Raw genomic sequence first — 23,214 nt, 5'->3', positions numbered from 1 at the left:
CTGGGACATGAGGAGATGGTTGCTGCGATGTGGGCAGGTCGCCGATGCCCGTGACCAACGGATCCGCGGGCGCTCAGGCGGTGCAGCGGGCCCTGAACGTGCTCGAGTGCTTCCGCGACAACGCGCAGGCGCTCAGCGCCTCCGACATCGCCCGCCGGCTCGGTCTCAGTTCCTCCACCGCGCACCGTCTCGCGCAGGCCCTGGCCGGGGCCGGCTTCCTCGAGCGGGACCTGCTCACCGCGCGGTACCGGCTGGGGCCGGCCGTCCTCGAACTCGGCCTGCTCTCCTACCACCAGCGCGGGCTGCATCAGGTCCTGCCGGAGCTGGACCATCTGTCGGAGCTCACCGGTGCCACCGTCGACCTGGCCATCCGCAGCGGGCGACACGCCGTCCTGGTCGCCGGCGGCACCGTACGGCGGAGTTCCGCCGGCGTCGGACTGCGCCGCCCGCTCTACTCCACCGCGCTGGGCAAAGTACTGCTGGCCTGGGCGCGTCCCGGCGACGACGACATGTCCGACGTCGGCCCGCTCCGCCCGCTGACCGACCGCACCATCGTCGACCCGGCCCGCCTGCGCGCCGAGATCGACCGAGTACGGGCGCGCGGTTACGCCCTCAACGACGGGGAATCCGCCGAAGGCGTTCGCACGGTCGCCGTTCCGCTGCTCGACCGCACCGGGTACGTCCGCTTCGCCCTCGCCGTACGCTCGACCCCCGAGGTGATCAGCGACGCCCACATCCCATGGCTCCTCACCAGGGCCAGAGCCTGCGTCCGGGCCTTGGAGGTGCTCCTGCTCACCCCTGCCGAACGCGGCCACGCCGATCCGGAGCCGACGCACTGAGCCGCCCGGCCATGATCAGGTACGGATCGTCAACGGACCTGGCAAAAGCCCCTGAGGCGCGGCCGTACGGCGGGGTGGACGTGATGACGTCGATCTCTGAGTCGAACTCACAAGGAGCTCAGATGATCAAATCGCTCGGCCGATGCGCCGCCGCCGTCGCGACGGCGGTGCTCGCGGCCGGTGGCCTCGGCGCCGCATGGCAGACGACCGCGCGGGCCGCCGCGTTCTCCGCGGCGTTCACCTGCAACATCGGCGACCTCGGGCAGACGGCGGCCGTCCTCAACGGCTGGCTGACCCCGCCCGGGAACACCTACGACGGGCCGGCGCGCTTCTGGCTGCACATCTCGAACCTGAACCTGCAGGCGCCGTTCCCGATCGACTCGTGGAGCGGGGCCGCCTGGGTCAACGTCACCGGCGCCGAGAACGCGACCTTCCAGGTGACCGGCTCCGGGGGCGCGGTCCCGGAGCAGGGCGCGCTGGCCGGCGACCTGGCCGGCGACTGGGCGCCGGCCGTGGCCGGAACCCACCTGCTGAGCGTCGGCGGCCTCGAGATCACCGCCAACAGCCCGCAGGCCGGCAGCGTCGCCGTCCAGTGCGTGCCGAACGGCACACCGATGGCCGAGGTCCTCCAGGTCGCCGCTCCGTACCGCGGGCAGTGGGTCCACCCGCCGGTTCCGCTCTTCCACGTCGGACCGTGGTATCGCCCGGGCATGATCCTCCAGCGCCCCGTGTGGGTCCGGCCGGGCTGGAATCGTCCCGGCTGGAACGGCCCCGGCTGGTACCACCCGCCGGTGTACAACCGGCCGGTCGGCCCGGGAGGCGGCTGGTACCACCCCGGCCCGATCCACCACGGCGGCTGGTCGCGCCACCGCTAGTCCGAGGTCTCCGGGTCTCCTCGGCGACAAGATCTTTTATGCTCGGCTCGCGGCGCCGGAGCAGTCGCCGAGGATCGGACAGGAGCGGACATTGGCCAAGACCTATCGCGTAGGAACCGGCACCAGGTTGGTGAACCTCGTCTTCCGGGTGATGACCCGCCTCGGCCTGGGCAAGGGCTATCGGCACGTGCTGACCGTCCGGGGCAGGAAGACCGGCCAACCGTATTCCATCCCGGTCGACGTCATGCGGAACGGCGGTCAACGATGGCTGGTGGCCGCCTACGGCATCGCCAACTGGGTGCACAATGCCCGTGCGGCAGGGGAGGTGCAGATCGCCCGAGGCCGTTATCGAGAGACCTTCCGCGTCGCCGAGCTGACTCCCGAGGACAGCGTTCCGGTTCTCCGGCAGTACCTGCGCGAGGTGCCCGTCACCCGCGCGTACTTCGACGTCACGCTCGACTCGACCGACGAGCGGTTCGCCGCCGAGGCGGCTCGCCATCCGGTGTTCCAGCTGCTACGACCTGGCGACTGATCCGTACCGGCTGACCAATAAGCTCGACCGGGCACCGTGCGCACGCGGGCGGGCCGCGATCACTCAGCCGAGCGGAAAGAACCATGTCCCATTCATGCTGCGCCCCCGGCCGCGAGCCGGAGCGGACCCCCGTGGTCGCGGTTCCACGGTCGCCGGTGCCTCGCCACCGGCAGATGATCGGGCTTCCCGGCGGCTCCTTCCTGATGGGCACCGACGACCGGGAGGGCTTCCCGGCCGATGGTGAGGGCCCGGTCCGCCGGATCGAGCTGAGCCCCTTCCACATCGACGCCACAGCGGTGACGAACGCACAGTTCGCCGGGTTCGTCAAGGCGACTGGATACGTCACCGACGCCGAGCGCTTCGGATCCTCCTTCGTCTTCGAAGGCTTCCTGAACGCGGACCTGAAGCGCGTCTCACCGGCGGTCGACGCCGCTCCCTGGTGGCGCGCCGTCACCGGCGCCTTCTGGAAGCACCCTGAGGGGCCCGGCTCGTCCATCACCGCCAGACAGCACCACCCTGTCGTGCACGTCTCCTGGAACGACGCGCAGGCCTACTGCGCCTGGTCGGACACCCGGCTGCCCACCGAAGCGGAATGGGAGTACGCGGCGCGGGGCGGCCTGGAGCAGCGCCGCTATCCGTGGGGGGACGAGCTGACACCCGGAGGACGGCACCTGTGCAACATCTGGCAGGGCGACTTCCCGGTCCGCAACACCGGCGAGGACGGCTACCTCGGCACCGCGCCGGCGAAGTCCTTTCCGCCCAACGGCCACGGCCTGTACAACGTCGTCGGCAATGTCTGGGAATGGTGCGCCGACTGGTTCAGCGTCCGCTTCCACCGCACCGGCCCGCGGAGGGATCCGGCCGGACCACCCGACGGCGCCGACAAGGTGATGCGCGGTGGCTCGCACATGTGCCACGCGTCGTACTGCAACCGGTACCGCGTGGCGGCCCGTTCCGCCAACACTCCGGACAGCTCCGCGGGGAACATCGGCTTCCGCGTCGCACGTGGCCGACCGCAGGTCGTCGGCTCCGTCCCTACCGAACCCTCCTGGCCGACCGGGCGGTGAGAGCCGCCATCGCCTCGTGAACCCGGCCGGTGGCGCGGGAGGCCACCGGCCGGAGCGGTGCGTCAGTCGCGGTAGGTGTGGAGGTAGTCGAACCGGGCGACGGCCCCAGACGTGTTCATCGAGACCAGGCCGATCCTGAGCCTGCCCTTGATCGGCAGCGTCCATACGCCGTTCTGGACCCAGTGTTCGCCGTCCCTGCTGGTCGCGGCGCGCACCTCGTTCTCGTTGTGCGTCACGTCGGCGTGGTACGAGAGCCGCAGCCACATGGTGTCGGCGGTGGGACCGCCGAACATGGGAGCGTTGGCCACGGCGGTCGGCGGGGTGGTCGTGGGCTGCTCGCCCTCTTTGCCGAACTCGCTCACCTGGAGAACGGCGCCGTTGCCGTTCTGCAGCGGGAGTGCCGAATGCACCATCTTGAACCAGCGATCGTCGTTCTCGTACAGCACGATGCCCGCCTGCTGGGCCGGCCGGTCCGGCGCGAACCGGATCTTCGTCTCGACGGTGTAGTCGCCGGCCGGCGCGTCGCGCAGCAGGACCGACGCGCGGTTGTCGCCGAGGTACAGGTCCCCGTCCTGACTCGGCCACGACAGCGTGCCATCCGTCATGGTGATCCCGGCGGCGGGGCCGCGCACCCACTGCCACGGCGAGTCGCCGGTCGTGCCGGGGACGGTCGTCCCGTCGAACTCGTCGCTGTAGGCCGGGAGGAGCGCCCCGGGTTCCGGCTCGGGCGCCCGTTGCGTCACCGGCGTGTACAACGCCGTCGCGCCCACATTGTCGGCGGCCGCGCCGTCGCCGCGCGCGGCAGCGCCCACCGCTCCGGCCCGCACCGCGGCCCGGGGCAGATCGCGACTCTGCCGGGCCGACGCGTCGCGCAGCCGGTCGCCGCTCACCTGCACGGTCATCCGGCTGCCGCGCACCTCGACCGTCACGTTGTGCCACGTGTCGAACCGGAAGCCGGCCGCCAGGGGCGTCACCGACTCACCACGGCTTCTACCGCCGATCACCACATCGGTCACCAACGCGCCGCGGCTCGCGTCGAGCCACGCGACGACGTGATTCTCGCGGTTGACGTAGCCGATCGTCAGCCCGGCCGCGCCGGTTCCCGAGGTCACCCGCAGGTCCGCCTCCGCGCGCAGCCGGGCCGGTGCCCGGCCGGCCGACACCAGGTACGCGTCGCCGTCGTGGGCCGCGCGCCCGTGCCCGGCCGGGGTCGCGCCGTCGGCGCCGTGGGTCGCGTACCCGTGACCGTCCGGGTCGTCGGCGAGCCGCCAGCCGACCGTTCCGGCGCCCTCGGCGTGCCAGCCCGCGAGGGAGCCGTCGTTGAACGCGCCGCCGGCGCTCCAGGTCATCACCGGTCCGGGCTGCTCGCCTCCGGACGGTCCGGCTCCGGCCCGGACCACCGGCCAGCCGTCGATCCAGTCCAGCCGGTCGATCAGCATCGGCCGTCTGGTCAGCTTGAGGGTGCCCTGCGCGGCCGGTCTCAGGTCGGGATCGTCGGACGGTATCCCGTGGTAGACCAGCCAGTCCTGGCCGGACAGGTCGGTCTGGATCCCGTTGTGGCCCGGTCCGATCCACCGGTTGCCGTTCGCCCCCACGACGATGCCGCCCTTGGATGTCAGGGACATGAGGTCGACGCCTTCGGGGTCGGTGAACGGTCCCGTCGGGCTGGTGGCGCGGCCGACCTTGACCTGGTAGCCGCTGTAGGCGCCGGAGCAGCACCCGGCGTCGGAGTAGAACAGGTAGTAATAGCCGTCTCGCTCGACGACATATCCGCCCTCGACCCGGCGCCCCCGGGCGACCTGGGTGACCGGGCCTTCGACGCGGGTCAGCGCGGCGTTCATCTTCGCCACGCAGATGGTGTCGTAGCTGCCCCAGTACATGTACGGGGTGCCGTCGGTGTCGGTGAACTGGGCCTCGTCGATGTTGCCGGTGGGACAGCCGCTCGGTGAGGGGAGTACCGCTCCCGCGTCGCTCCACGGTCCGGTGGGGGTGGGCGCCGTCACCAGGCCCACGGTGTTCCGGCCGGGCACCGCGAAGTACAGGTAGTACCGGCCGTCGACGTAGCGGATGTCCGGAGCCCACAGCCGCGAGTGGTCCTGCCAGGCGGGCTGGGTGGCCGGGGTGAAGACCTCACCGGCGTACTGCCAGTGCGTCATGTCACTGGAGCGCAGGATCGGCAGCATGCGCTCACCGTCCTCGCCCTTGCTCTGGAAGACGGGGTTCTGCGTGCCGTATGCGTACCAGAGCCCGTCCTTGCCGCGGATCATCGTCGGGTCGGGGAAGGTGTCGACCACGCCTGCCGTCACCGGGTTGGCGTAGGTGTTCCGCGCCGGGGCCGGCGTCGCCTGCGTGGCCGGGGCGGTCGCACCGGCCGGAGGCGCCGGTGCGATGGTGAGCAGGCCGGCCAGAACGGCGGCCAGGCCCAGCCCGGCGGTGAGTCTGCCCGTCATGTGGTCGTACCCTCCGTTTCGAAGGCGCTCAACGTGGGGTCGTAGTCCGAGGCGCCGATGTCGTACATCGGCGTCATCCAGTGGTAGAAGTTGTCGCCGCGCTCGCGGAGGAGGTCGTAGAGCCTGCGCATCAGGCGCCGCCGGACCGGGCGCAGTTCCGGATGCGCGTACCGGTTGACGAGCTCGTGTGGATCGGCCACCAGGTCGTACAGCTCGTTGACCGACTCGGGATTGACGACGAGCTTGTAGCGGTCGTCGCGGATCATCCGCTGCGGGTAGGGGAAGTGGTGGCCGTGGAACTCGGCGGTCAGTTCGGTCCGCCAGGCGGGGTGCTCGCCGCGCACCAGCGGCAGCAGGCTGCGGCTGTCCACGGCGGGGGAGGGATCACAACCCGCGAGCTCCAGGATCGTCGCCGTGCAGTCGGTGAGCGTGACGAATTCATCTCTGACCTGCGGCGTCTCGCCTGGTACGCGTACGATGCCGGGGATGCGGTAGATGTCCTCGTACATGGCCGGCCCCTTGTCGTGCAGCCGGTGCGCGCCGGTGAACTCCCCGTGGTCGGCGGTGAAGAAGACCGAGGTCCGGTCGGTGAGGCCGAGTTCGTCCAGCCGGGTGAGTATCCGGCCGATCTGCTCGTCGATCAACGTGACATAGCCCCAGTAGACCGCGATCAGCTTGCGCGTCACCTCGATCGGCATCGTGTCGAACGTCCAGTGCGCGCTGTAGTTGCGCTGTACCGGCGGCTTGCCCTCGAAGGTCTCGGCGATCGACGGGGGCAGCTCCACGAGGTCCGGGTCATAGCGGTCGAAATACTCGTCGGGCAGCAGGTACGGCAGGTGCGGCCCGAAGAAGTGGGTGGCGAGGAAGAAGGGCCTGCCGTCCTCGGCGTACCGTTCCAGGTGCTCGATCGCCCGGGTCGCCAGGTAGTGCTCGAACGTCGCCTCCACCGGCTGGTGCAGCCGTGCCGCCAGCAGGTTGCCCGGATTGCCGTTGGGCGTCGTTCCCCGGATCGGATCGGAGATGCGGTACGGCGGAAGGTCGCGTTCTCGCAGGTAGGCGAGGTAATCGGGGTGGTCGACCGGGTTGTGCCAGCCAGGCAGGTCGGGCCCGTCGAAGCCGTATGACGCGGCGTTGCGGTTCGAACCCGCGTGCCACTTGCCGATCAGGCCGAGCTGGTAACCCTTCGCCCGCAGCGCCGCCGGGAAGGTGAACGCGTCCGCGCGGAGGTCCTCCAGGTAGCCGACGTTGCGTTCCTGGTTGGCCAGCACCTGGTGCCGGAACGGCGACTGCCCGGTGAGCAGGCTGGCCCGCGCCGGCGTGCAGATGGCCGTCGGTGTGTAGCACCGGTCGAACCGGGTGCCGGTCGCGGCCAGCCGGTCCAGGTTCGGCGTGGCCACGTGCGGGTTGCCGTACGCGCCCAGCGTGTCCACGCGATGCTGGTCGGTCATCAGGAACAGGAGGTTCACTGCCCGGCCGCCTGGGTGTAGAGGTCGCCGGTGTAGTAGGTGGCCGGGTCGGGAGCGGACTTGAGCTGGCCGGTGCCGACGAAGAAGTTCCCCAGTCCGTTCAGCCACTTGGCGACGGTGCCGTCCTTGGTCTTGGCGACGAGGTCGGCGGTCGTCATGGTCTGCACGTTGGCGGCGTCGGCCTTGACCTTGGCCTGGTCGACCTTCAACAGGCCGGCGGCCTCGGAGATCGCCTGATCCGGGTGCGCCGCACGCCAGTCGTTGGCCTGCTGCAGCACCTTGAGCACCTTGTCGGTCAGCGCGGTCTTGGTCTTGGTGCCGGACACGAACGCGGTCGGGAAGGAGGTGTCCGGGAAGTCCTTCTCCCCGGCGAGCTCCACCAGGCCCGGCACCTTGGTCTTGATCGTGCCGAGCAGCGGGTACCAGATCCCCGCGCCGTCGATCTGACCCGAGGCGAACGCGGTGACGATGGTGGCCGGATCCATCGGCACCTCGCGGATGTCCTTGGCCGTCATGTTCGCCTTGTGCAGCGCGAGGTTGAGCACCATGTCGCCCGAGGTGCCCTTGGGCACCCCGACCTTCTTGCCGCGCAGTCCCTCGATGGAGGTGATGCCCGGACGGGCGATGACCCGGTCGGCGGTGGTGAGGGTGTTGATCGCGACGACCTTGGCCTTGCCCGAGGCGGGCAGCCACATCGCCCCCGGGCCGATGTAACCGAAGTCGAGGTCGCCCGCGCCGAGCGCCGTGATCTGCAGCGGTCCGTTGGTGAAGACCTTCACCTCCGGGGTGAGCCCCTGCTTCTTCCACAGCCCCTGCTTGGCGGCGATCGCCAGGAGGCTTGCCCCGTTGTAGTCGGCGATGTAGCCGAACCGGACCTTCGTCCCGTTGTCGGAGCAGGCGGTCACGGACGGTGCCAGCATGGTCACCACGATGACCGGCATGAGGGCGCGACGTAGCACACGCATGAGGAAGAGGTCCTTTCCCGGAAGGTCAGGCGGCGGGCGCCTGGTGGTAGACGGAGTGCCAGACCGCGTTACGGATCCGGCCGAACTCGGGGGAGAACCGCATCTCCTCGGTCCGCGGATAGGGGAGGTCCACATCGACGATCGTGTGGACGCGGCCCGGCCGGGACGCCATGACGACCACGCGCCCGGCGAGGTAGACGGCCTCATCGACGTCGTGCGTGATGAACATGACCGTGCGCCGCATGCGGCTCCAGGTGCGCAGCAGTTGGTCCTGCATCTGAACGCGGGTCAGCGCGTCGAGGGCGCCGAACGGCTCGTCCATGAGGAGCACCTGCGGGTCGACCGCGTACGCGCGGGCGATCGCGCAGCGCTGCCGCATCCCACCGGACAGCGTCTTGGGCAGCGCGTCGGCGAAGTCGGACAGCCCGACGAGCTCGATCGCCTGTTCGGCACGCCGCCTGCGCTCCTCGGCCGGCAGGCCGGTCAGCTTGAGTCCGAACTCGACGTTCCCGCGCACCGTCAGCCACGGGAACAACGCGTACTGCTGGAAGATGACCCCCCGGTCCGGCCCCGGCCCGGTGACCGGCACGCCGTCCACCAGCACCTCGCCCGCGGTGGGCTCGGCGAGGCCGGCGGCCATGTTCAGCAGCGTGCTCTTCCCGCAACCCGACGGCCCCACGACCGTGACGAACTCCTGGTCGGCCACGTCGAGGGAGACCCGGTCGAGCGCGGTGAAGGTGGTGTCCTTCATCGGGTAGGTCTTGACGACCTCCCGGAAGGAGATCTTGGCGGTCAACGGCGCTCCTGCCAGCCGGTGAGGCGTCGCTCGGCGAGCAGCAGGAGCCGGTCCATCGCCAGCCCGAGGACGCCGATCGTGATCAGCCCCACGAAGATCGTCGGAAGGTCGTAGTAGAGCTGGGCCTGCTGCATGCGGTAGCCCAGGCCCTGCGTGGCCGCGATCAGCTCCGCGGCGACGAGCGTGCCCCAGGCCGAGCCGAGCCCGACCCGCATCCCCACCAGGATGAACGGCGTCGAGGCCGGGATGACGACCTTGAGGAAGATGGTGCGGTCGGATGCCCCGAGCACCCGCGCGGCGTTGATCAGCGTGCGGTCCACGTCGACGACGCCCTGCAGGGTCGCCACCACGCTGGACAGGAACGCCGCCAGGAAGATGACGAAGATCTTGGGAACCTCGCCGATGCCCAGCAGCACGACCGCCAGCGGGATGAGTGCCAGGGGCGGGATGGTGCGGAAGAACTGGACGTAGGGCTCCAGCAGGGCGCGCGCCGTGGGGTACCAGCCCATGAGGAAGCCGACCGGGACGGCCAGCAGGGTGCCGAGGGCGAAGCCGAGCAGGACCCGCCGCAGGCTGGCCAGCGCGTCCTGGAGCAGTGTGCCGTCGGCGATCAACTGCCCCGCTTTCGCGGCCACCTGTGGCGGGTTCGGCAGCGACTGCACTCCGGCCAGGGACAGGAGCGTCCACACCAGCATCCCGAACAGGACCGCCGCCAGGCCGAGCAGGAGCGTGCGGGGGGAACGGCGGGTGCGCGGGGTGGCCTGCCGTTCGGCCGGGGGCGCGACCACGGTCATGGTCGCCTCGAATGGTTCATCGGTCTCTCCTCCGGATCCGGCTCCGCCGGGTACCGGGATAGCAGTGGGGATTCATGAAGTACGAGGGCGATGCCGCCGAGGGCGCCGCCCGCGTCGCCGAGCGTCGCCCGGCGCAGGCCGACCCGGTGCCGGGAGATGCGCATGACGTGTGCGGCCAGCGCCTCCTCGATCGGCTCGATGAGCGGCGCGCCCAGCCGGGTGAGCTCGCCGCCGACCACGATCACCTGGGGGCCGATCGCGTTGCTCAGCGCGGCCAGCACCGTGCCGATCATGGCGCCGACCTCCCGGAGCACACCGAGTGCGAGCGTGTCACCGGCCTGGGCCGCGGCCGCCAGGTCCGCCAGGTCATCGGCCTGACCGCCCGCCGCCCGGTAGGCGGCGAGCACGGCATTGACCGAGGCCACGGTCTCCAGGCATCCGACGCCGCCGCATTCGCAGCGAGCCCCCTCGGTCGGGTGGACCGGGATGTGCCCGAACTCGCCCGACAGCCCGTACGCGCCGCGGTGCAGCGATCCGCCGGTGACGAGGCCACCGCCGACGCCGTGGGAGAGCCGCAGGTACAGCACGTCCTGATGGCCGGCGGCCGCGCCCCAGATCGACTCGGCGAGCGCGGCCAGCCGGGTGTTGTTGTCCACCAGCACCGGCATGCCGAAGCGCTCGCGCAGCAGGGTCTCCAGGGGCGGGGCGCCGGCGGTCTCGTCCGGCGGCCCCACCACCGGACCCACGACGCCTACGCCCATCGCGGTGAGCGTGCTCAGCCGCAGCGGACCACCGGTGAGCGTGCCGATGAGATGTGCCGCGATGGCCACCCGCTCGGGCCAGGGCAGGTCCGCCGGGTGCGGCTCGCCGGCCGAGCCGACGATCTCATGCGCCACGTTGACGGCCGCGACGTGCACGGCGCGCCGGGCGAAGTCGATGCCGATGGCCTGGCCGGCGGCGGGGTTGAGGGCCAGTGTCTCGGCCGGCCGGCCGCGTCCGCGCGGTGCCGTGTCCGCCCCGGTGCCGGGTCCGGCCTCCCGCGCGACCACGACGCCGTCCGCGAGCAACCCGGCGAGGATGTCGTACAGCGTCGTGCGGGACAGCCCGCAGCGCTTGCCGAGCTCGCCCCGGCTGAGCGGGCCGTGCGCGCGCAGCAGGCCGAGCACCAGTTCCTGGTGCCCGTGCCGGAGCTGGACGAGCGGGCTCCCGGACGGTCGCGTTGGGGCGTTCACGCGGCAAAGTCTGCATACCTGGTAGGTTTTATGTCAATACTCCGGAAAAAACCGGCGCTATCCCCGGCCGACCGTGAAATGCCCGGGTGAAGGGCCTGGTGGAAGCGACATGAGGAGCGACGTGACCAGCCTCGGCCCGCCCCCGCTCGGCCCCATCGACGCTGCGGCCGGCATCGTCGTCCTCGATGCTGAGCGGCCGGAGCCCGGCTACTGGGTGGGCGGCGCGGGCGTGACATACGACGGCGAACGGTTCTGGCTGACCTATCGGCAGCGGCGTCCGCGCGGCCTCGACCGGGAGCGCGGCTGGCGCTGTGCGGTGGCCGTCGGGGACGACGGTGTGCACTTCACCGACGCGTGGTCGGTACGGAAGGACGAGCTGGGCTCTCCCTCGATGGAACGCTGCCGCCTGACGGTGACGCCCGACGGCGGGTACCAGCTGTTCATCTCCTATGTCGACCCGGCCGATCGGCGATGGCGGATCGACGCGCTGACCGCGGACGACCCGTCGCGCTTCGATGTCGGCGCCGCCCGCCCCGTGCTGACCGCCGCCTCCACGGGGACCGAGGGCGTCAAGGACCCGTACGTGCTGGTGGCCGGACCGGTGACCTACCTGTTCGCCAGCTACGCCGCGCCTCGTCCCGATCTGAGTGCCGCCGCTCACGCCACCGGCGACATCTACGCGGTGGGCGCCACCGTCCACCCCACCGGCGTGGCGGTCTCGCTGGACGGCGGTGCCGAGTTCCAATGGCACGGCGAGGTGCTGCCGGTCGGCGCCGGCTGGGATCGCTACCAGGCGCGGCTGAACAGCGTCGTGCCGGCGGCCGGGGGATACCTCGGCTTCTACGACGGATCGGCCGGTCATGAGGAGAACTACGAGGAGCGATGCGGCATCGCCGTCTCCGCCGACCTGTTCACCTGGCGGCGGCTGACCCCCGACGCCCCGTGGGCGGTGTCGCCGTACGGGACGGGCTCCCTCCGCTACGTCGACGCTTTGCTCGTGGATGATGAGTGGTGGCTGTACTACGAGACCGCCCGGCCCGACGGCTCACATGACCTTCGCCTGACCCGGTGGCCGCGCCGTTAGGCCGCCGAAGCCGCCCCTGGGCGGGCGGATTCATGCCGGACGTCGCGAAGGCTTTCGTGGTGGAATACCTACTGATTCGGTAGACATTTACGAGGCGAGAGTGCGCACACCCGCCCGCCACGACCGCCATGGAGGCCCGCACCGTGAGCATCCCCACCGCCGATCATCCGCGCGACGCCGGGGCGGTACCGCCGACCGGCGCCGAATCCCCGCATCCGCTCGACAACCCCGCTCTTGCCTCGTTGACCGGGCCGCACGCGCACTTCGCCGAGCACCGCGGCGACGTCGTGCGCTATCCGACCGACGTCTCGCCCTTCCTCGCGCTTCCGGCGCGGCCCAGCGAGCGGGATTGGACCGATGCCGCCGCGCTCGCCGGACCCGGCGCGCTGGTCTCGCTCGCCGGAGTGGAGGCGCTGCCGCGTGGCTGGGACGTGGTGGCCCGCATCCCCGGCGTCCAGTTGGTCGACGACGGCCTCGACGAGGCGCCCGACGACCAGGCCATCCGGCTTTCGGAGGCCGACGTGCCCGAGATGCTGGCACTGACGGAACGCACCAGGCCCGGCCCGTTCCTGCCAAGGACCATCGAGCTGGGCACCTACCTCGGCATTCGGCGGGACGGGAAGCTGATCGCGATGGCCGGTGAGCGGTTGCGTCCTCCGGGGTGGACCGAGATCAGCGCCGTGTGCACCGACGCCGCCCACCAACGGCAGGGCCTGGCCACCAGGCTGGTGCGGGCGGTCGCCGACGGCATTCGCCGGCGCGGCGAGACGCCGTTCATGCACGCGGCCGCGAGCAACATCGACGCCATCCGCCTCTACGAGGCGCTCGGCTTCCGGCTGCGCCGCACCACGACCTTCCTCGCCGTACGGGTGCCGGACGACCGCACGTCCGCGTGACGGCGGCACGGGCGGCCGTCATGGGACGTCCTCGGTGGGGCCCATGATCGTGTCGGCCGGGTACTCCCGGCCCGATTCGGTGATCACGCCGCCGGATGGGAGACGAGCATCGGGTTGAGGATTAGCTCGAAGGTCAAGAAGATGCCGAGTCGCGATGCCTTCTGCAGGAGCGGGAACCGCCGATTGAGGCGGCGGCGCCACCTCGGGTAGACGCGGTCCCATTTGTAGCCGACCCAGTGCGGGGAGCGCTGGAAGACCCGCAGCAACTCCGAGACCTGGCTCGCCGCGCTGCGGCGGACCGGCGGTGGAGGCGACCCCGACCTCGTCCGGATCCTGGACGAGGCCCGCGACCGCGCCGTCGACCGGATCAACGAGGTCGTCGGCGTCACCACGCTGGCCGCGGAGCACCCCGAGGTCAACGCCGTCCTGCGCGGCGACAGCGGAATGGCCGAGTCGGTCTCCCGGGAATGGCTCGAACGCGGCCGGTTGAGCCGCCGCCAGGCCCAGGTCATGTTGGAGGAGACGCTTCTTCACCTCATCTCCACCGTCCTGCCGCGGATCATCGGAGAAGGGGCGTAAGACGCCTCGTAAGCGCCGGCGTGCGGCGCCCCTTCACAGCCCGAAGGTCTTGCCGATGATGTCGCGCTGGATCTCGCTGGTCCCGCCGTACACGGTCGACACGACGGTGGACCGCAGCAGACGTTCCATGCCGTACTCGGTCGCGTAGCCGTAGCCGCCCATCATCTGCATGCCGTCCAGCGCCATGGCCTTGGCGAACTCGGTGGCCTTGAGCTTGGCCATGGACGCCTCTCGAGGGAACATCCGGCCCGGTTCCGCGTCGATCCTGCGGGCGACGTCGTGGACCAGCAGCCGCGTGCACTCCAGCTCGGTCGCGTGGTCGGCGAGCCGGTGCCGCAGCGCCTGGAAGCTGCCCACCGGCCGGCCGAACTGCCGGCGTTCGCGTACGTAGGACACCGTGTCGTCGAAGGCCCGGCGCGCGGTGCCGAGCATCATCGCCGCCAGGATCATCCGTTCGAGGTTCAGCCCCGCCATCAGCTGCCGCCAGCCCTGGCCGACCTCTCCGACGACGGCGTCCTCCGGGAGGAGGCAGTCGGTGAAGTACAGGTCGTTGACCTCGCGCCCGCCCATCGTCTCGATGCCGTGGACGGCCAGCCCCTCGACGCCGGCGGGGACGGAGAACATGGTCAGGCCATCGTGCTTGTCGCCGGACTTCGACGTGCGCGCGACGAGCAGGATGTGCTCGGCGATGTGGGCGTTGGAGCACCAGGTCTTCTGGCCGTTGATCACCCATCCGCCGGCACGCTGTTCGGCCTTGCAGGTCAGCGCGCCCACGTCCGATCCGGCGCCCGGCTCGGACATCGACACCGCCAGCACCTCGCCGCGCAGGAAGCCGCCGAGCACCCGGCGTTTCTGCTCCTCGGTACCGAACCGCTCGTACGACGCCGCGGTGATCGCCGAGGTGGCGAACCCGCCGATCGGCGCCTGCCAGTAGCCGATGGTCTCCAGGAAGAGGACCAGGTCGATCATGCCCTGACCCGCGCCGTCGTACTCCTCCGGCACGGCGATCCCGAGCCAGCCCAGGTCGGCCATCTTCTCGTACAGTTTCGCGCTGTGCGGCGCGCGGCCGCCGTCGGTGTGCTCGAGCCACTTCTCCCGGGTACCGACCTCGCGCCGGCAGAGGTCCTCGACGGCGGCGACGAAGTCGCGCTGCTCATCGGTCAAGATCATGAGGTTCGCCCTTCCGCGTAGAGCTCGTCGATCTCGGAGGCGTAGCGCTCTTCGATCACGCGTCGCTTGAGCTTGAGCGTCGGCGTGAGTTCCCCGCTGTCCGGCCCCCACGGGTGGCCGAGCACGCGGAACGCCTTGATCTGCTCGGGCCGGGACAGCACGCGGTTGGCCCGCTGGACCGCGGCGGTGAGTTCCCGGCGGATCAGCGGGTCGGCGGCGAGCGCCGCGAGGTCCATCGCCGCCAGACCCCGCGCCTCGGCCCAGGCCGGCGCGGCCTCCTCGTCCAGCACCAGCAGCGCCGTCACGTACGGGCGGCGATCACCGATCACCACGGCGTGACCGATCAGCGGGTGTCCGCACAGCAGGGACTCCGCGACGCTCGGGGCGATGTTCTTGCCGCTGGAGGTGATGATCAGCTCCTTCTTGCGGCCGGTGATCCGCAGCATGCCGTCGGCGTCGAACGCGCCGAGGTCGCCGGTGGCCAGCCAGCCGTCGGAGTCCACGGGGGATTCGATCCGCCCGTCCGGCCGCAGGTAGCCGAGGAACACCAGCGGTCCGCGGACCTCGACCTCACCGTCGGCGGCCAGGCGTACCTCCATCCCCGGCAGGGGCAGGCCGACGGTGCCGGGCCGGTAACGGTCGGGGTAGGTGGTGGTCGCCGCTCCGGTCGTCTCGGACAGGCCCCACACCTCGGTGATCGTCAGGCCGAGACTGCCGAAGAACTCCAGCGCCTCGGCCGAGATCGGAGCGGATCCGCTGCCCGTGCGGATCGCCTCGGCGAGCCCGAGCCGTTCGCGCAGCGGGCGGAGCACCGTCCGGTCGGCCTCCGCGTGCGCTCGGGCGAGTTCTCCGGGCACGTCTCCGCCGTCGGCCCGGATCCGGTACACCTCGCCGGCGAGGTCGCGGGCCCGCTCGATCACGGCTTGCGTCCCCTCGTCCAGGCCGGACAACTGGTGCTGGACGCCTGCGGCGAACTTCTCCCACACGCGTGGCACACCGAAGAACCCGTGCGGCCGCACCGCTCTCAGCGTCTCGGGAAGCCGGCCGGCGTCCTGGCAGATCGTCACGTGCCCCGCGGTGTAGACCGGCAGGTACATGCCGAGCACCCGCTCGGCCACATGGGCCAGCGGGAGGTAGGCGACCTGCCGCGGATGGCGGGGACCGGGCTGCATCAGCTGCTGCGCGGCGCACTGGTAGAGCACGTTGCGGTGGGAGAGCACCACGCCCTTCGGGTCGCCGGTCGTGCCGGAGGTGTAGATCATCGCCACGGGGTCATCCGGTTCGACCCGTTCGGAGGCGTCCGCCGCACGAGGCGTCGCCGCCAACTCGGCGTAGGGGATGAGGCGATCACGGGCGCCGTCGAGCACGACGACCGCCTTCAGCCAGGGCATCGCGGCCAGCGCCGACTTCCACCGGTCCAGCTCGGCGGCGCCCTCCAGGACCACGACCGTCGCGGCGCTGTGCCGTGCGATGTGACGAATCTGCTCAGGGCTCAGCGTGGCGTACGTGGTGCACGGGATGGCGCCGAGCTCGGCCGCGGCGAAGTCGACGACCCAGTGCTCCGGGCGGCTGGACATGTCGATGAGCATCCGGTCGCCGCGCCGCAGCCCGAGCGCGCGGAGCCCGCTCGCCACGGCCAGGACCTGGTCGCCCAGCCGCTGCCAGGTCCAGGTGCTCCCGTCCGCTCCGGTGACGGCGGGGAGGTCGCCGTACTCGGTGGCGTTGCGCCGCAGTAGCCGGGGGACCGTCTGCGTCCCCATCGCCGCGTCCACGTCGGCAGCCGTGATCATCCGTCGCTCCCTTCACCGGGTGCTCCGAGCGAACCCATCACAGACCCGAACGAGGTTCAGTGTCAATAGACGACCCGAACGACCACTTACTTAACTCGTCATCATCCCAGGTAGACGCGTTTAAGCGCGGCGCGAGACGGCGATTCCGTTCTTGCGTCGGTCGTTACACTCGCCTCATGCCGAGTCAGCGCCGAAGGCCGAAGGACCGCAAGGCGGCGATCGCCCTCATCGCCGCGGAGCGCTTCTGTGCCCGCGGTTACCACAACGTCGCGCTGGAGGACATCGCCAAGGAGGTCGGCATCACCGGCCCGGCGATATACCGGCACTTCCCGACCAAGCAGACGCTGCTCGCCGCAGCGGTCGAGGAGCTCGGCGCGCACTTCGCGGAATGCGTCGAGGCCGGCGCCGAGGGAGACGCCCCGGCCGACCGCCTGGACGCCGCGTTGAGGGCGCTGGTGCGCTTCAGCTTCGACCGGCGCACGATGGCCCGCCTCTACCAGTGGGAGAGCCGCTACCTAGACGCCGGCCGGCAGGCCGCGCTCGCCGGGCCGTTCGCGAACGCCGTGCGCGCGCTGCGCGAGATGCTGTGCGGCGCCCGGCCCGGGCTGCCGAGACGCGACGCCGCGACGCTGGTCACCGCGGCGCTCAGCGTGATCGCGAGTCCCTCCACCCACCGGGCGAGCCTGGCCCGGGGCAGGGCCGAACGCGCCGTCCTCGAGTGCGCCACCGCCGTGATCGCGACGAACCTTCCCCCCGCGCCGTCGCGGCGGACACCGCCGCCGCGTTCCCGCGCGGACCGGTTCGCGCTGCTGCCCCGCCGGGAGCGGCTGCTCGTCGAGGCCGTACGCCTGTTCCACGAGCGCGGTTACCACCGGGTCAGCATGTGCGAGATCGGGGAGGCCGCCGGAATCAACGCCTCGAGCGTGTACTCCCATTTCGCGAGCAAGACCGATCTGCTGGCCGCCGCCTACTACCGGGCCACCGGCCGTCTGGAGCAGGCCGTCGCCGAGGCGCTGGGCGACGCCGCCACGCCGGCCCAGGCGCTGCGACGGCTGATCGACATCTATGTCAGGAGCACGTTCGAACAGGCGGATCTCGCCGGGGTCTACCTCTCCGAGCGGGAGAACCTGGCCCCGGCCGACCGCCGGCGGCTGCAGGCCGCCCAGCGACGGCACGTGGACACCTGGATCGGTCTGGTGGCCGAACTGCGCCCGGAGGAGGAACCCGCCGCGATCCGCTACCGCGTGCACGCGGCGTTGAACGTGGTGACCGACCTCGCCCGGTCGGCGAGCCCGTCGGCGACCGAGGCGAGGACCACCGCGTTGCTCCGCCCGATCCTGGAACCGTCGGGCGGCGGGGTCAGCCGGACGTTCGAGGCTCCCGATCGGCGAGCGCGGTGAAGATGTGCGCGCACTCGGCGACGAGCTCGTCCTCGCTCATCGCGAGCGTGCCGGACAGCCAGGCGGTCAGCGTCTGCGCCAGGCCGCCGACGACGAACTGGGCGGCGAGGTCGAGTCGTGGACCGTCGGGGATCCCGTAGGACCGGCGGGCCTGTCCGCTGAGCAGTCGTGCGAAGAACCTGGAGGACTCCAGGCGTCGCCTCGCGAGCACGGGATCCGTCAGAGTCACGGAGAACAACACACGTCCATGGCGCGGGTCCCCGGCCACCGCGCGGACGAGTCGCTCGAGCCCGGCCCGGATCTTGGCTTCGGCCCGTGGCCCGCGCGCGCAGGCCACCATCGCGGTCATCGAATCGGTCCTCGCCGAGCGCATCGGGCAGGCGTCGACTCGTTGCGGCAGGCCCTGACCGCCGACTGGGGCGAGCCGCCGCTCGTCGCCGCCCCTTGAGAGGGCACGGGCCGGGCCGGGGAGGCCGGGTTCACACCTGGTCGAGGGTGACCAGTCGTTCGATGCCGCGGGCGGCCAGGTAGGCGGTGTCGGTGCTGCGGCTGCGGAGGACCACTGCGGGGCGCGTGCCCGCGGCGACGAGCTTCATGAAGGGCTCGAAGAATCCGCCGTAGTCGGCCGCCGGAATCATGTCGTCGGGCAGCACGAGCGCGGTCGTCCGGACTCGCGGCGCCGGCGGGTGGGCGTCGAACTCGGCGATGACCTTGCGAATGGTCCTGCCGATCGGCTTGATCTTGCGGTCGTTGGTGAACAGGCCGAGGTCGTATTCCAGGTCGACGTACCCGCTGAGCTTCGGGTTCAGGTCGTGGGAGTCCCACCAGGTGATGCCGAACAGGTGATCGCAGTCGGCCATCGAGCGGATCGAGCGCTCGGTCCACGACGGGATGTCGGCCGCGTTCATCCACACGGTCGACACCCCGGTCTCCTCGATCCAGACCTTGCGGTCGAGGTCGGTGTGGAACGCCTTGATCAGTTCGATGAAGAACTCGGAGTAGTGCGTGGACGCGGTGGACAGCGATCCGTACCGCTGGATCACCTGAGTCCAGCCGGCCCAGGTGTGGTTGGCGGTCATCGTGCCGGCGGTCGCGAGTCCGTGGCGGGTCCAGTAGGCGTTGTTCTGCCAGGGCCAGTGGTCGATGCCCGAGACGTGGATCCTGCCCGGCGCGACCTTCTCGCAGGTGTCGAACAGGGCGGTGTGCCAGGCGTCGCCCTGTGCCTGGGTCGCCGTCATGCCCAGCGGGATGGCGAACCAGTGAATTTCGTTGGACAGGTCGAAACCCATGAACCGGCGGTGTCGCCCGATTCGTTCGGCGATCCGGCCGAGCACCCACTGCTCTCGCTCGATCGCGACCGGATCGGTCAGGACGTTACGGATCTTTCCGTTGCCGTTGTCGATGAGGTGCGGCGGGACGAAGAGGACTCCGCTCACCGCGCCGTTGAGAACGGTCACCTGGACGTCCAGGTGCCGATCGTCGGCGAGGTCGAGCAGTTCCTCCAGTCGGTCGAGCTGCTCACCGCGCACGTAGGTGGCGTTTGGCTGGAGCTCCGGCCAGAGAAGCATGATCCGGATGTGGTCCATCCCCAGGGAGGCGATGTCGTCGAGGTCGGCCGCGATCGACGCCCGCTTCCAGTCCGACCAGGAGAACCACCAGTTCTCGCTCGGTACGTAGTTCACGCCGAACCGGACCGGACGGTGTCGGCCGCGGTCGGCGGGCGCCGGGACGCCGGTGCGCGTCGCGGTCGCGGCGCTCGCCGTGGCCGGGTTCAGCAGCGTGGAGATCGCGGCGGCGCCCGCCGTCGCGCCGAGGAATCTCCTGCGGGCCATCGACGGCTGGTCGTCAGCGGATGCGGAGGGGAGTTCGGGCACGGGACGACTCCTTCGGACATCTGCGACTAAACCGGTTTAGCACAACAGGGAAGTCCCATATCAGTCAAGCGCCGGTCAGCTCGAAGGAATGCGCGTCGGCGCCCGGACCCGCCCGCTCTTTCTCGCGACGGATCCGATCCGCGCGGTACGCGGCCGCATCGCGGCGGAAGCGGCGAGCGGCACCCGGTCCCGCTCGCCGGTCTCGTTGAACCGGTGACCGCGCCCGCCGGCGGGTCCTCGCGGCTGGGACGCGCCGGTCCCGGGTTCGGCGGCGGGGGAGGCGGCGCCGACCGGCAGGCGGAATCGGATGTCCGAAATCTTCTCGTAACACCCATTGACATCGCCGAAACGGCGAGTACGGTGTGATCTCAACGATCACGTGAACGTTAATGTTCGCCTCCGACGCCACCGATTCGGCGCGTCCCGTAGCCGACTCGGTCGCCGGATCCCCGGCCCGATCCCCTCCGTTCCGACCACACCCCGCCCTACGCGAACGTCCGCCCGAAGGGAACGTCCTGTTGACGACCACGCCCTATGCCGATCCACGGCTGCTCGACCCGAGACTGGCCAAGTTCAACCCGCTGCGCCGGATCCTCGTGCACGACGACTTCAACAGCGGCACCCACGGATGGGTCGAGCTGATCGGCAACCACGATGAGCACGGCGACCTCGACACCGTCGACGAGCACATGTCCGACTTCCGGCCGCCGCAGCTCAGTTCCTGCAGCTTCTTCGACGTGGGCACCCACGGAGCCATGTCGGGCACGTACGCGCTGAAGGTCGCGACCCGGCCCGTCACCGGGCACACCGGGGTCGCGATCCGCAGGCTCACCATGTCGGGTCGCGGCAAGGTGCAGTTCGAGACGTACTTTGCGTACAAGGCCGAGGCGGCCTCGGCCGAGAACGGCGCCGCGACCGCGCCCGGGGGCGGGCGGTGGGACGCGAACAACCATCCCTCGGAACAGCAGTTCGGCGCGTTCACCGTCGCGACCGACATCTGTGACGGCGTGCGCTACCACAACGTGGTGCGGTACCTGAACACCGATCTGGACCATCGGGTACGGCACCAGTGGGTTTATCCCACCGTTCCCGAGCCGACCCCGCGCGAGCACTTCGAAGGCAAGCTCAAGCTCGAGCGGACCGCGGACTTCACCGCCCCGAACCCCGACGACTGGAAGCCGTTCGGCGAGCAGGACATGTGCTTCAACGAGGTCCCGACCAAGGTCAACTGGCACTACCTGCGCTGGGTGATCGACACGAGCACCCGCAAGAACGTCGAGCTCCAGGTCAACGACGTCGTCCACGACATGTCCGATGTGCCGGTTCCGCCGTACGACGAGGAGTACGGGTCGCTGCAGAACCTGCTGAACTTCTACGTCTCCGTCCGTACGCACACCGATGTCCGGAACTTCCTCTATCTGGACTCGGTGCTGATCTCGGTGGACTGGTAAGGAACGAACGAAAAATGCGACAGTCACTCACCGCGGTCATCGAGCGCAACACGACGCTGACCGGCGAGTTCACCACCGAGCCCTACGAGGCGGCCTGGGCCGGCGAGGCCCGCTGGTTCGTGCGCGTGCTCGACTCCACCGGGCGTTCCCCTCGTCTTCTCGTGCGTACCCAGATCTCCCCGGACGGCCTGCACTGGTGCGACCTCGACGGGGTCGACCAGATCGTCACGCCCGGCGACGGACCGCTGCACAGCTGGTCGGCGGCCGGCTTCGGCGGTTGGCTCAGGCTGCGCGGCACCGTCGTCGGCGAGCAGGCCCCGGAGGACGGCTCGCGGGACGAGGCCGCGGGCGTCAAGGTCCTGATCTACCTGGCGCTCAAGGCATGACCGGGGCGGCGACATGAGGAGAGCGGACAGGCCGGAGACCGGCGCGCGCATCGGCCGCCGGGACTTCCTCGCCATGGCGGGGCTCGGATCCACGGCGGTGCTCCTCTCGGGCTGCGGCATCGGAAGCGGCGGCGGAGGCGCCCCGAAGGGGGCGCTGCGCGCCGCGTTCGGCCAGCCGGTCACCGACCTGGATCCCTACAACGCCGCGACGGCGGTCGACGAGGCGTCACTGATCGTCAAACGTCTGGTGTTCGACACCCTCGTCCGGCGTCAGGGCGACCGGCTGGTCCCCGGGCTGGCGAGCGGCTGGAAGCGTACGGACGACACCACGTGGGTGTTCACGCTGCGCGGCGGCGCCCGGTTCCACGACGGGACGCCCGTCACCGCGGCCGACGTCGTGGCCTGCCTGAAGCGCACGAAGTCGGTCGCGTCCGCGCAGACACCACTGTGGGCGTCGGTCACCGGTGCCGAGGCCCGGGACGACCGCACGGTGGTCTTCCACACCGACGGCCCGCTCGGCTCGCTCCCGGTCAACCTCACTCTGCTCTTCGTCGTCCCGGCCGCCCGGGTCGCCGACCCGGAGCAGAAGCGCCGCCCGATCGGCTCCGGACCGTTCCGCGTCACCGGGTTCACCCCGTCGACGTCCGTCGAACTGGCGCGGTTCGACGGTTACTGGGGCGGCCGGGCCGATCTGCCCGGGATCTCGATGCCGTACATCGCCGAGACCTCATCGGCGATCACCGCCCTGCGCAACGGCGACGTCGACCTGCTCTGGCCGATCCCGCCGGACCAGTTGCCCGAGGTCACCGGGGTGGGCGGCGTGACGGTCGAGTCCGTTCCCTCATGGACGTACTTCCTCAACTGGTTCAACTGCTCGCGCCCACCGTTCAACGACCCCAACGTCCGCCGGGCGATGTGCCAGGCCGTCGACCTGCCGCAGATCGTGCAGTCGCTCTTCGGCCGTGGGGGACAGCAGATGCGCGCGCCGATCCCGTCGACGGTCGCCGGGTACGCCGCGCAGGAGCCCTGGAAGCACGATCCGGCCGCCGCGAAGCGCCTGCTCGCCGACGCCGGCCTCGGCAGAGGCTTCACCACCTCCATGATGTGGTTCGACGCCACGGGTCCGCTCGCCCGTGAGCTCGCCGAGTCGATGATCTCCTCGTGGGCGGAGATCGGGGTCACGGTCCGCCCGCAGAGCATCGAGAAGGCCCAGTGGCTGGAGCGCCTGAACAGCCTCGACTGGGACATGAACCTGCAGACGAACACGGTGACCACGGGCGACGCCGCGTTCACCGTCGGGCGGCTGTACACGTCCAAGGCCCACCGGATGGGCTACAAGAACCCGGCCCTCGACCAGATCCTCGCCCGCGCCGCGGCGGCCCCCTACGGGCCGGACCGCGACGCTCTCTACGGCGAGGCGTGCAAGGTCATCTGGTCCGACGCCGTCGGGCTGTTCCCCGTGACCCTCGTCACCGGGTACGGGCGCTCGGGCCGGCTCACCGGCTTCACCCCGGCCCCGAACAACCAGCCCGACCTCGCGGCGGTGGGGCGCCGATGACACCGTGCCG

Annotated in this window: 21 protein-coding genes; 10 read left to right on the top strand and 11 right to left on the bottom strand. The window is 70.7% G+C overall.

Going from position 1 to position 23,214, the window contains the following annotated elements:
* The first annotated feature begins 50 nt into the window (after nucleotides 1-50).
* From ABD978_RS00435 to ABD978_RS00420, 4 genes are all read left to right on the top strand, one after another.
* Entirely contained in the window at nucleotides 51-839 is a 789-nt protein-coding gene (locus ABD978_RS00435; protein ID WP_345346323.1) for an IclR family transcriptional regulator, read from the top strand.
* Nucleotides 840-961: 122 nt separating this feature from the next.
* Nucleotides 962-1,714, top strand: a complete 753-nt coding sequence (locus tag ABD978_RS00430) for a hypothetical protein (protein WP_345346319.1) — start codon at nucleotides 962-964, stop codon at nucleotides 1,712-1,714.
* 91 nt (nucleotides 1,715-1,805) lie between these two features.
* Complete coding sequence (locus tag ABD978_RS00425) at nucleotides 1,806-2,246, top strand: nitroreductase family deazaflavin-dependent oxidoreductase (RefSeq protein ID WP_345346317.1); 441 nt, start codon at nucleotides 1,806-1,808, stop codon at nucleotides 2,244-2,246.
* A 173-nt stretch (nucleotides 2,247-2,419) separates the two neighbouring features.
* Nucleotides 2,420-3,313 carry a formylglycine-generating enzyme family protein gene (locus tag ABD978_RS00420; RefSeq protein ID WP_486303908.1) on the top strand — a complete coding sequence of 298 codons (894 nt, stop codon included), beginning with the start codon at nucleotides 2,420-2,422 and terminating at the stop codon, nucleotides 3,311-3,313.
* A 62-nt stretch (nucleotides 3,314-3,375) separates the two neighbouring features.
* Here ABD978_RS00420 and ABD978_RS00415 read toward each other — a convergent pair whose 3' ends face one another.
* From ABD978_RS00415 to ABD978_RS00390, 6 genes are read right to left on the bottom strand one after another with little or no spacing between them, the layout of a single operon-like run.
* Complete coding sequence (locus ABD978_RS00415) at nucleotides 3,376-5,763, bottom strand: glycoside hydrolase family 43 protein (protein WP_345346311.1); 2,388 nt, start codon at nucleotides 5,761-5,763, stop codon at nucleotides 3,376-3,378.
* Nucleotides 5,760-7,229: a sulfatase family protein gene (locus tag ABD978_RS00410; protein ID WP_345346308.1), complete on the bottom strand. Its 1,470-nt coding sequence runs from the start codon at nucleotides 7,227-7,229 to the stop codon at nucleotides 5,760-5,762. The genes ABD978_RS00415 and ABD978_RS00410 overlap by 4 nt, the downstream gene beginning before the upstream one ends.
* Entirely contained in the window at nucleotides 7,226-8,194 is a 969-nt protein-coding gene (locus ABD978_RS00405) for an aliphatic sulfonate ABC transporter substrate-binding protein (RefSeq protein WP_345346305.1), read from the bottom strand. Before ABD978_RS00405 ends, ABD978_RS00410 begins: the two co-directional genes overlap by 4 nt.
* A 25-nt stretch (nucleotides 8,195-8,219) precedes the next feature.
* Nucleotides 8,220-8,990, bottom strand: coding sequence for an ABC transporter ATP-binding protein (locus ABD978_RS00400; protein WP_345346302.1), 771 nt, complete (start codon nucleotides 8,988-8,990; stop codon nucleotides 8,220-8,222).
* Nucleotides 8,987-9,784: an ABC transporter permease gene (locus tag ABD978_RS00395; RefSeq protein WP_345346299.1), complete on the bottom strand. Its 798-nt coding sequence runs from the start codon at nucleotides 9,782-9,784 to the stop codon at nucleotides 8,987-8,989. Before ABD978_RS00395 ends, ABD978_RS00400 begins: the two co-directional genes overlap by 4 nt.
* Complete coding sequence (locus tag ABD978_RS00390; protein WP_345346296.1) at nucleotides 9,781-11,016, bottom strand: ROK family transcriptional regulator; 1,236 nt, start codon at nucleotides 11,014-11,016, stop codon at nucleotides 9,781-9,783. Before ABD978_RS00390 ends, ABD978_RS00395 begins: the two co-directional genes overlap by 4 nt.
* 109 nt (nucleotides 11,017-11,125) lie before the next feature.
* On the opposite strand from ABD978_RS00390, the gene ABD978_RS00385 reads away from it, so the two are divergent.
* Together ABD978_RS00385 and ABD978_RS00380 are read left to right on the top strand one after the other, a co-directional pair.
* A complete protein-coding gene (locus tag ABD978_RS00385) occupies nucleotides 11,126-12,100 on the top strand; it encodes a hypothetical protein (RefSeq protein WP_345346292.1) in 975 nt (324 codons plus the stop codon).
* A gap of 143 nt (nucleotides 12,101-12,243) precedes the next feature.
* The gene (locus ABD978_RS00380) at nucleotides 12,244-12,996 is read left to right on the top strand and encodes a GNAT family N-acetyltransferase (protein WP_345346289.1); all 753 of its coding nucleotides are present in this window, start codon (nucleotides 12,244-12,246) and stop codon (nucleotides 12,994-12,996) included.
* Nucleotides 12,997-13,079: 83 nt separating this feature from the next.
* Here the strand turns inward: ABD978_RS00380 and ABD978_RS00375 are convergent, their stop codons facing one another.
* From ABD978_RS00375 to ABD978_RS00365, 3 genes are all read right to left on the bottom strand, one after another.
* A complete protein-coding gene (locus ABD978_RS00375) occupies nucleotides 13,080-13,508 on the bottom strand; it encodes a hypothetical protein (RefSeq protein WP_345346286.1) in 429 nt (142 codons plus the stop codon).
* A gap of 100 nt (nucleotides 13,509-13,608) precedes the next feature.
* On the bottom strand, nucleotides 13,609-14,745 hold the full coding sequence (locus tag ABD978_RS00370; RefSeq protein ID WP_345346283.1) for an acyl-CoA dehydrogenase family protein: 1,137 nt from the start codon (nucleotides 14,743-14,745) through the stop codon (nucleotides 13,609-13,611).
* Nucleotides 14,742-16,535 carry an AMP-dependent synthetase/ligase gene (locus tag ABD978_RS00365; protein WP_345346280.1) on the bottom strand — a complete coding sequence of 598 codons (1,794 nt, stop codon included), beginning with the start codon at nucleotides 16,533-16,535 and terminating at the stop codon, nucleotides 14,742-14,744. The genes ABD978_RS00370 and ABD978_RS00365 overlap by 4 nt, the downstream gene beginning before the upstream one ends.
* 176 nt (nucleotides 16,536-16,711) lie before the next feature.
* Between ABD978_RS00365 and ABD978_RS00360 the strand changes: the two genes are divergently transcribed.
* Nucleotides 16,712-17,935, top strand: a complete 1,224-nt coding sequence (locus ABD978_RS00360) for a TetR/AcrR family transcriptional regulator (protein ID WP_345346277.1) — start codon at nucleotides 16,712-16,714, stop codon at nucleotides 17,933-17,935.
* On the opposite strand, the gene ABD978_RS00355 is transcribed toward ABD978_RS00360, so the two are convergent.
* The gene (locus ABD978_RS00355) at nucleotides 17,895-18,284 is read right to left on the bottom strand and encodes a hypothetical protein (protein ID WP_345346274.1); all 390 of its coding nucleotides are present in this window, start codon (nucleotides 18,282-18,284) and stop codon (nucleotides 17,895-17,897) included. The genes ABD978_RS00360 and ABD978_RS00355 overlap by 41 nt on opposite strands.
* A gap of 130 nt (nucleotides 18,285-18,414) precedes the next feature.
* Nucleotides 18,415-19,809, bottom strand: coding sequence for a glycoside hydrolase 5 family protein (locus ABD978_RS00350; protein WP_345346271.1), 1,395 nt, complete (start codon nucleotides 19,807-19,809; stop codon nucleotides 18,415-18,417).
* A gap of 518 nt (nucleotides 19,810-20,327) precedes the next feature.
* On the opposite strand from ABD978_RS00350, the gene ABD978_RS00345 reads away from it, so the two are divergent.
* The 3 genes from ABD978_RS00345 to ABD978_RS00335 are packed head-to-tail and all read left to right on the top strand — an operon-like array spanning nucleotide 20,328 to nucleotide 23,204.
* The gene (locus ABD978_RS00345; protein WP_345346269.1) at nucleotides 20,328-21,260 is read left to right on the top strand and encodes a DUF6772 family protein; all 933 of its coding nucleotides are present in this window, start codon (nucleotides 20,328-20,330) and stop codon (nucleotides 21,258-21,260) included.
* A 14-nt stretch (nucleotides 21,261-21,274) separates the two neighbouring features.
* Nucleotides 21,275-21,646: a hypothetical protein gene (locus ABD978_RS00340; RefSeq protein ID WP_345346266.1), complete on the top strand. Its 372-nt coding sequence runs from the start codon at nucleotides 21,275-21,277 to the stop codon at nucleotides 21,644-21,646.
* A 13-nt stretch (nucleotides 21,647-21,659) separates the two neighbouring features.
* Entirely contained in the window at nucleotides 21,660-23,204 is a 1,545-nt protein-coding gene (locus ABD978_RS00335; RefSeq protein ID WP_345346263.1) for an ABC transporter substrate-binding protein, read from the top strand.
* Nucleotides 23,205-23,214 lie beyond the last annotated feature (10 nt).

The organism is Actinoallomurus liliacearum, from assembly GCF_039542035.1.
GTDB classification, from domain to species: Bacteria; Actinomycetota; Actinomycetes; order Streptosporangiales; family Streptosporangiaceae; genus Actinoallomurus; species Actinoallomurus liliacearum.
Note: the sequence above shows the minus strand (reverse complement) of the source record. Positions and strands in the feature narration are given on the sequence as shown.

What these genes read in the sequence shown, in the direction of transcription:
- ABD978_RS00430 (WP_345346319.1), top strand. Translation starts at nt 962, where the DNA reads ATGATCAAATCGCTCGGCCGATGCGCCGCCGCCGTCGCGACGGCGGTG.
- ABD978_RS00420 (WP_486303908.1), top strand. Translation starts at nt 2,420, where the DNA reads ATGATCGGGCTTCCCGGCGGCTCCTTCCTGATGGGCACCGACGACCGG.
- ABD978_RS00415 (WP_345346311.1), bottom strand. Translation starts at nt 5,763, where the DNA reads ATGACGGGCAGACTCACCGCCGGGCTGGGCCTGGCCGCCGTTCTGGCC.
- ABD978_RS00405 (WP_345346305.1), bottom strand. Translation starts at nt 8,194, where the DNA reads ATGCGTGTGCTACGTCGCGCCCTCATGCCGGTCATCGTGGTGACCATG.
- ABD978_RS00395 (WP_345346299.1), bottom strand. Translation starts at nt 9,784, where the DNA reads ATGACCGTGGTCGCGCCCCCGGCCGAACGGCAGGCCACCCCGCGCACC.
- ABD978_RS00385 (WP_345346292.1), top strand. Translation starts at nt 11,126, where the DNA reads ATGAGGAGCGACGTGACCAGCCTCGGCCCGCCCCCGCTCGGCCCCATC.
- ABD978_RS00375 (WP_345346286.1), bottom strand. Translation starts at nt 13,508, where the DNA reads ATGACCTGGGCCTGGCGGCGGCTCAACCGGCCGCGTTCGAGCCATTCC.
- ABD978_RS00370 (WP_345346283.1), bottom strand. Translation starts at nt 14,745, where the DNA reads ATGATCTTGACCGATGAGCAGCGCGACTTCGTCGCCGCCGTCGAGGAC.
- ABD978_RS00365 (WP_345346280.1), bottom strand. Translation starts at nt 16,535, where the DNA reads ATGATCACGGCTGCCGACGTGGACGCGGCGATGGGGACGCAGACGGTC.
- ABD978_RS00360 (WP_345346277.1), top strand. Translation starts at nt 16,712, where the DNA reads ATGCCGAGTCAGCGCCGAAGGCCGAAGGACCGCAAGGCGGCGATCGCC.
- ABD978_RS00355 (WP_345346274.1), bottom strand. Translation starts at nt 18,284, where the DNA reads ATGACCGCGATGGTGGCCTGCGCGCGCGGGCCACGGGCCGAAGCCAAG.
- ABD978_RS00340 (WP_345346266.1), top strand. Translation starts at nt 21,275, where the DNA reads ATGCGACAGTCACTCACCGCGGTCATCGAGCGCAACACGACGCTGACC.
- ABD978_RS00335 (WP_345346263.1), top strand. Translation starts at nt 21,660, where the DNA reads ATGAGGAGAGCGGACAGGCCGGAGACCGGCGCGCGCATCGGCCGCCGG.